Raw genomic sequence first — 7,994 nt, 5'->3', positions numbered from 1 at the left:
TCGTGCGCGGCCACGTCGATCGAGGTCAGCGGCTTGGTGTTGTTGGACCCGTCGCCGTAGGTCATGCAGAAGCAGGAGTCGGACCAGAAGGCGTTGACGTACGCGTTGCCGTAGTGGACCCGGGAGTACGCGCCGACGCCGTCACCGCGGATACCGGTGCGGCCGTGCACGTTCTTGTAGTAGTCCCAGGTGAGCGCGGCGCCGTAGTGGGCGTCGGCACCGGCGGTCTCCTTGTTGGAGGGGAGACCGTTGCCCCAGGTGTCGGTGGTGTTGCTGAACAGCGTGCCGGTGCCGGAGGTGCCGCCGTTGAGGTTGTACGTCTTGTGGTTGCCGCGGCCGGTGTCCGTCAGCGTGTACGACGGGGCGGTGCCGAGGGTGACCTGACCGCTGTACATCGTGTTGCCGATGCCGGTCTCGATGGCCTGCCACTCGAAGAGCTTGGCGCCCGTCCTGGCGTCCGTGATGACGTGCAGCTCGTTCGGGGTGCCGTCGTGCTGGAGGCCGCCGACGACGGTCTCGTAGGCGAGGACGGGGGACCCGTTGGCGGCCCAGACGACCTTGCGCGGGGCACGGCTGGCCTTCGCGGACGTGGAGCCCTCGGCGTTCGCGCGGCCGAGCGCCTGCTTCTCGGCGGCGGCCGGGGCGACGGTCGCGGCGGCGACGTCGACCTTGGTGATGTCGGCGCGGGTGGCCTTGGTGACCCCGGTGGTGGCGCCGGCCTTGGTCTCGGCGACGATCAGGTCACCGCCGAGGACCGGCAGCCCGTTGAGCGTGCGCTCGTAGCGCGTGTGGGTCGTGCCGTCGCGGTCCTGGACGACGTCGCGGACGACCAGCTTCTCCTGGGCGCCGAGGCCGAGCTGCTTGGCCGTCGCGGCGGTGTCCGCCTGGGCCGCGCGGATCAGCGCGGCGCGCTGGGCCGGGGAGAGGTCGGCCGGCAGCTTGCCGGGGTTGGCCTTGGAGGCGGCCTGGGCCTGGGGCGCGGCGCCGAACTGGTCGGCGGTGGCGGTGCCGGTCTGGACGCCGACGGCGATCATGGCGGCGGCAGCGATCAGGGCGCCGGTCGCGGTGGCACGGCGGCTGGGCGTGGATCTCACGCAGACTCCTTTTGCGAGGGGGGTACCGGGGGGCTGGGTGAGGCCGCCCGGGCAGAGCAAACAGAGCTGTGGAGCACTAACGGGTGAAGCGGTGAACGTTGTTGCGAAGAGCCGGGGGAGAGAGTGGCAGTTGCGACCGTCGCCTGTCAGGAGCGCGTCAATAAGTTGGCCGGAAATCGTTCGTTGCCCGTGCGTCGCTGTTCGTTAAGCGGACGTTTCAGCAATCGGAACGGAGCGGCCACCGCACCCCGTCGCCGGTGTCACCGCACGGGAGCCTCCGGATGGCGGCACGCCGTGCCGTACGGGGAGGATCCGCCCGCGGCCTTCCACTCCGTGAGACGGCGGGTGTTCGCCGAGCGGGACCACCGGCCGGCCGCGGCGGCGAGGGGAGGGCCGGCGCCGGCCGCCGAAGGGGCCCCGCGGAGGCGCGAGTCGACCGAGGAGAGAGCCTCCGCCCCCTCCTCGGACTCGTCCGGATCCCGGCGCTCGGCGCCGGCCTGGTACGGACCGCTCGACGCGCCTGCTCGGGGCAAGGGCCGTCGGCGCCGATCCGGCCGGTCCTTGGATGAGAGAGGGCGGGGTGACGGTACGGGGCTCAGCCCACCAGGCTGTCCCGCCAGGCCCGGTGCAGACCGGCGTACCGCCCCTCGCCGCCCACCAGTTCGGCGGGCGAGCCGTCCTCCACCACCCGGCCCCCCTCCATCACCAGCACCCGGTCGGCGACCTCGACCGTGGACAGCCGGTGCGCGATCACCACCGCCGTACGGCCCGCGAGCACCGTGTCCATCGCCCGCTGCACCGCCCGCTCGCCCGGCACGTCGAGCGAGCTGGTCGCCTCGTCCAGGATCAGCACCGCCGGATCGGCCAGCAACGCGCGGGCGAACGCCACCAGTTGACGCTGGCCCGCCGAGATCCGGCCGCCGCGCTTGCGGACGTCCGTGTCGTAACCGTCCGGCAGGCCCGTGATGAACTCGTGCGCGCCGATCGCCTTCGCCGCCTGCTCGATCTCCGCGCGGCTCGCCTCCGGCCGGCCGATCGCGATGTTCTCCGCGACCGTCCCCGAGAACAGGAACGCCTCCTGCGTCACCATCACCACGCCCCGCCGCAGCTCGGTCGTGGCCAGGTCGCGCAGGTCGACCCCGTCGAGCAGCACCCGGCCCTCGGTGGGGTCGTAGAACCGGGCGAGCAGCTTCGCGAGCGTCGACTTGCCCGCGCCCGTCGCCCCGACGACCGCCACCGTCTGCCCGGCCGGGATCGTCAGGTCGAAGCGCGGCAGCACCTCGCCGCCCGTCCGGTACGCGAACCGGACCCCGTCGAACACCACCGCCCGCCCCGGCGCGCCGGTTCGCGCGGGCAGCTCCCGCGGCGCCGTCGCCTCGGGGACACCCGGCTCCTGGGCCAGCAGGCCCGCGATCTTGGTGAGCGAGGCCGCCGCCGACTCGTACGAGTTGAGGAACATGCCGAGCCGGTCGATCGGGTCGTACAGGCGCCGCACGTACAGCACGGCGGCCGCCAGCACACCGAGCTCCAGGGTGTCCTCCGCCACCCGCCACGCGCCCCACAGACACATGCCGGCCACCGCGGTGTTGGCGACCAGCCGCGAGCCGACCACGTAGCGGGCCATCTCCAGGAGCGCGTCCCCGTTGCTGCGCGCGTGCCGCTCGTTCAGCACGGCGAACTCGGCGTCGTTGGCCCGCTCCCGGCGGAACGCCCGGACCGGCCGGATGCCGTTCATCGTCTCCGCGAACTTCACGATCACCGCGGCGATCGCCGTGGAGCGCTCCGCGAAGACCACCCGCGAGCGGCGCCGGTAGAGCCGTACGAGCAGATACAGCGGCCCGAAGGACGCCACCGCCACCGCGCCGATGCCCAGGTCGAGCCAGAGCAGCATCGCCGCGATCGACACGAACGAGAGCACGACCACGACGAGTTCCTGGAGCCCCTCGTTGAGCAGCTCCCGCAGCGACTCCACGTCGGTGGTGGACCGGGAGATCAGCCGCCCGGAGGTGTAGCGCTCGTGGAAGTCGACGCTGAGGGCCTGCGCGTGCCGGAAGATCCGGCCGCGCAGGTCGAGCAGCACCGCCTGGTTGACCCGGGCCGCGACGCGGATGAAGGCGTACTGCAGCAGGGCCCCGCCCGCCGCGCAGGCCAGGTACCCGAGCGCCACCGCGACGAGCGGCCCGTGGTCCCCGCCCCGGAAGGCCGGCACCCCCCGGTCGATCGCGTACGCCACGAGCAACGGCCCCGCCTGCAGCGCAGCCTGCTGCGCGAGCAGCACCACCGCGGCCACCACCACCCGCGCCCGGTGCGCGGCGAGCAGCGACCGCAGCAGGCGCCCGGTGGCGCCCGGGGCGGTGGGGAGGTCGTCCTGGTCGAAGGGGTCGGTGCGCGCGTCCCCCTGGGGAGTGGCGGGGTCCGGGGCCCGCGCGGGGGAGGGGTCCGGCGCGGCCTGGGCGGCACCGGACGTCGGCGTCCCGGACGCCGGTCCGGTGGGGTGCGTCCCCTGGGTGTCCGTGTCCGTCATCGCTCCTCGTTCCTCTCGCCGGACATCAGCCAGGCGTACTCCGCGCTGCTGCTCAGCAGTTCGTGGTGGGTGCCGACGGCCGTCACCCGGCCGCCGGACAGCAGCGCCACCCGGTCGGCGAGCAGCACGGTCGACGGGCGGTGGGCCACCACCAGGGCCGTCGTGCCGCGCAGCACCTCACGCAGGGCCGCCTCGACCCGGGCCTCGGTGTGCACGTCGAGCGCCGACAGCGGATCGTCCAGGACCAGGAAGCGCGGGCTCCCGACCACCGCGCGGGCCAGCGCGAGCCGCTGCCGCTGCCCGCCCGAGAGGCTCAGGCCCTGCTCGCCCACCTGGGTCGCGGTGCCGTCCGGGAGCCGGTCCACGAAGCCGTCCGCCTGGGCGACGGCCAGCGCGCGCCGCAGCTCCGGCTCGGCCGCGTCCGGACCCGCCCCCATCAGGACGTTCTCGCCGACGCTCGCCGAGAACAGGGTCGGCTCCTCGAACGCCATCGACACCAGCGTCCGCAGCCGCTCCCGCGGCATGAGGGTGACGTCCTCGCCGTCGAGCAGGATCCGCCCGCCGGTCGCCTCGTGCAGCCGCGGTACGAGCGCGGTGAGCGTGGTCTTGCCGGAACCGGTCCCGCCGACCAGCGCCATGGTCTCGCCGGGCCGGATGTGCAGGTCCACCCCGTCGAGCACCGGCGGGGCGTCCGCGGGGGCGTCCGGATAGCGGAAGGTGACGTTCTCGAACCGCACCCCGTCGGCGTCCGGCTCCGCACGGGGCGCCGCGGGCGCGTCCGGCTCCGTCTCCTCCGCCGCGTCCATCACCTCGAAGTACCGTTCCGTCGCCGTCGCCGCCTCCTGGCTCATCGCCAGCAGGAAGCCGATGGACTCCACCGGCCAGCGCAGCGCCAGCGCCGTCGACAGGAAGGCCACCAGCGTGCCCGCCGACAGGTCCCCATCCGCGACCTGCACCGTGCCGATCACCAGCGCCGCGCCCACCGCCACCTCGGGCAGCAGCGTGATCAGCGCCCAGATCCCGGCCAGCAGCCGGGCCTTGGCCAGCTCCGTGGCGCGCAGCCGCTCGGCCAGGGTCCGGAACGCCTCCGCCTGGCTGCGGTGCCGGCCGAAGCCCTTGACGATCCGGATGCCCAGCACGCTCTCCTCGACCACCGTCGTCAGATCGCCCACCTGGTCCTGCGCCCGCCGCGCCACGACCGCGTACCGCCGCTCGAAGACCGAGCAGAGGATCACCATCGGCGCCACCGGCGTCAGCAGCACCAGGCCGAGCGTCCAGTCCTGGGCGAGCAGCACCGCGTAGCCGGCCAGGATCGTCACGCCGTTGACCAGCAGGAAGGTCAGCGGGAAGGCCAGGAACAACCGGACCATCATCAGGTCCGTGGTGCCGCGCGAGAGCAGCTGCCCGGACGCCCACCGGTCGTGGAAGGCGATCGGCAGCCGCTGCAGCCGCCGGTACAGGGCGGCCCGCATGTCCGCCTCGACCCCGGCCAGCGGCCGGGCCACCAGCCAGCGCCGGTAGCCGAAGAGCACCGCCTCCGCGATCCCGAGCAGCAGCAGGTACAGCGCGCCGAGCCACACCCCGGTGGTGTCGCCGTCCGTGACCGGCCCGTCGACCAGCCACTTCAGGACGAGCGGGATGACCAGCGACAGACAGGACGCGACGGTCGCGACGACCGCGGCGGTGAACAGGCGTGCGCGGACCGGCCGGACGTACGGCCACAGGCGCAGCAGGGAGCGCACGGCCGATCGGGCGTGCGGGTCCTCGGGGGGTGTGTGTTCTGAAGGCATCAGGTCCGAGCCTAGGGTTCACCCCTGACATCGCTCACGTGGTTTTCCGGCCGCCGCCGGGGCCGGGGGCGCGGGTCTTCGGACAGGTGACGGTGCGGGAGACCGTCCGGGGCGGTCGGGGGCAGGAGCCGACCCGGACGGCGTCGCCGGGAGCGGAAGGGCTCTCCGGCGACCTCACCTGCGACGTGCGGACCTCGCGGACCCCGGAAGGTGTCCTCAGCCTTCCACCCGCAGCAGCACCACCGACCGCCCCGCCACCGTGATGGTCCCGCCGCCCCGGTGCACCGTGCCCGGGGCGGCGGTCTGCTCCTCCAGCGCGGTGTCCAGGAGGAGTTCGTACGACTCCGCCCAGGGCGGCCCCGGGAGCCGGTAGTCCACCGGGCGGTGGCCGGCGTGCAGGACCGCGAGGAAGCTGTCGTCGGTGACCTGCTCCCCGCGGGCGTCGCGGCCCGGTATGTCGCGCCCCGAGAGGTAGAGGCCGAGCGTGGCGGCGGGCGCGTACCAGTCGCGTTCGGTCATCTCGGCGCCCTCAGCGGTGAACCAGGCCAGGTCGCGCAGCCCGTCGGCCTGCGCGCGGCCCGAGAAGAAGGCGCGGCGGCGCAGCACCGGGTGCCGGTGGCGCAGCGCCAGGAGGCGGCGGGTCAGGGCGAGGAGCTGGGCGCGTCCGGGGTCCTCCGGGAGCGTCCAGTCCAGCCAGCCGATCTCGTTGTCCTGGCAGTAGGCGTTGTTGTTGCCGCCCTGCGTGCGGCCCATCTCGTCGCCGGCCACCAGCATCGGCACGCCGGTCGACAGCAGCAGGGTGGTCATCAGGTTGCGGAGCTGACGGCGGCGCAGGGCGTTGACGGCCGGGTCGTCGGTCTCGCCCTCGGCGCCGCAGTTCCAGGAGCGGTTGTCGTGCGTGCCGTCCCGGTTGCCCTCGCCGTTGGCCTCGTTGTGCTTGCGCTCGTAGCTCACCAGGTCGCGCAGCGTGTAGCCGTCGTGGGCGGTGACGAAGTTGACGGAGGCGTACGGGCGCCGGCCGCCCCACGCGTACAGGTCGCTGGAGCCGGACAGGCGGTAGCCGAGGTCCCGCACGTCGGGCAGGGCGCCCCGCCAGAAGTCCCGTACGGCGTCGCGGTAGCGGTCGTTCCACTCGGTCCACAGCGGCGGGAAGGAGCCCACCTGGTAGCCGCCGTTGCCGACGTCCCAGGGCTCGGCGATGAGCTTGACCCGGCGCAGCACCGGGTCCTGGGCGATGACGGCGAGAAAGGGGGAGAGCATGTCGACGTCGTGGAAGGAACGGGCCAGGGCCGCCGCCAGGTCGAAGCGGAAGCCGTCCACGCCCATCTCGGTCACCCAGTAGCGCAGGGAGTCGGTGATGAGCCGGAGCACCTGCGGCTGCACCACGTGCAGGGTGTTGCCGCAGCCGGTGTAGTCGGCGTACCGGCGGGCGTCGGACTGGAGCCGGTAGTAGCCGCGGTTGTCGATGCCCTTCAGGGAGAGCGTGGGGCCCAGCTCGCCCGCCTCCGCCGTGTGGTTGTAGACCACGTCGAGGATGACCTCGATGCCGGCCGCGTGCAGCGCCCGCACCATCCGCTTGAACTCGCCGACCTGCTGCCCGGCGGTGCCGGACGAGGAGTATCCGGCGTGGGGGGCGAAGTAGCCGATCGAGTTGTAGCCCCAGTAGTTGCTGAGGCCGCGCCGCAGCAGATGGTCCTCGTGGGCGAACTGGTGCACCGGCAGCAGCTCGACCGCGGTCACCCCGAGCCGTACCAGATGCTCGACGGCGGCCGGGTGCGCGAGTCCCGCGTAGGTGCCGCGCAGGTGCTCGGGGATGCCCGGGTGGCGCCGGGTGAAGCCCTTGACGTGCAGCTCGTAGATGACCGAGTCGGGCCACGGCGTCTTGGGGCGGCGGTCGTCGGACCAGTCGTCGTCGTCCTGGACGACCACCCCCTTCGGCACGTGCGGTGCCGAGTCACGCTCGTCGCGGACGGTGTCGGCGACGTGCTGCTGCGGCCAGTCACGGACGTGTCCGTACACCTCGGGCGGCAGCGAGAAGTCCCCGTCGACGGCCCGCGCGTAGGGGTCGAGGAGCAGCTTCGCCGGGTTCCAGCGGGCCCCGGTCCACGGGTCCCAGCGCCCGTGCACCCGGTAGCCGTAGCGCTGACCGGGCCCGACGCCGGGCACGAAGCCGTGCCAGATCTCGTGCGTCAGCTCGGTCAGCTCCAGGCGGGTCTCGGTGCCGTCGGTGTCGAACAGGCACAGCTCCACCGCCTCCGCCCCGCCCGCCCACAGCGCGAAGTTGGTGCCGGCGACCCCGTCGGGCCCGACCCGGCACCGGGCGCCCAGGGGCGTCGGTGCCCCTGGCCACACCACCCGGCCCGGTCGCCCCTCCGGGGCGCGGGCATGCTGACGTACCGCCTCCTGCTCGGCTGCGCTCGACACGTCCCGGCCTCCCGCGGCTCTCCCACGCACGGGTCTGGCCGGCGGTCCGGAGCCGGGGCGTCGCCCCGGTCTCCCGTCCACCGGCCAGGCCCAGGAGCGCGGCGTCCCGACCGCGGCTCCCCGCACGTGGTCCTCCCACCTGTTCTGCCCGCACGGCCGTGC

Annotated in this window: 4 protein-coding genes; all 4 read right to left on the bottom strand. The window is 73.8% G+C overall.

What is annotated here, in order from left to right; translation table 11 throughout:
• A partial coding sequence (locus ACIGXE_RS22805) for a M4 family metallopeptidase (protein ID WP_399750125.1) occupies positions 1-1,094 on the bottom strand: 1,094 nt, incomplete at its 3' end.
• Between the two features lie 595 nt (positions 1,095-1,689).
• Positions 1,690-3,618, bottom strand: coding sequence for an ABC transporter ATP-binding protein (locus ACIGXE_RS22800; RefSeq protein ID WP_399750123.1), 1,929 nt, complete (start codon positions 3,616-3,618; stop codon positions 1,690-1,692).
• The gene (locus tag ACIGXE_RS22795) at positions 3,615-5,408 is read right to left on the bottom strand and encodes an ABC transporter ATP-binding protein (protein ID WP_399750119.1); all 1,794 of its coding nucleotides are present in this window, start codon (positions 5,406-5,408) and stop codon (positions 3,615-3,617) included. Before ACIGXE_RS22795 ends, ACIGXE_RS22800 begins: the two co-directional genes overlap by 4 nt.
• A 216-nt stretch (positions 5,409-5,624) precedes the next feature.
• Positions 5,625-7,832, bottom strand: coding sequence for a glycogen debranching protein GlgX (glgX, locus tag ACIGXE_RS22790; RefSeq protein WP_399750117.1), 2,208 nt, complete (start codon positions 7,830-7,832; stop codon positions 5,625-5,627).
• Positions 7,833-7,994: the final 162 nt, after the last annotated feature.

It is taken from the genome of Streptomyces sp. NPDC053431 (genome assembly GCF_044544925.1).
In the GTDB taxonomy this organism is placed as follows: Bacteria; Actinomycetota; Actinomycetes; order Streptomycetales; family Streptomycetaceae; genus Streptomyces.
This window is presented reverse-complemented; position numbering and strand designations above follow the sequence as displayed.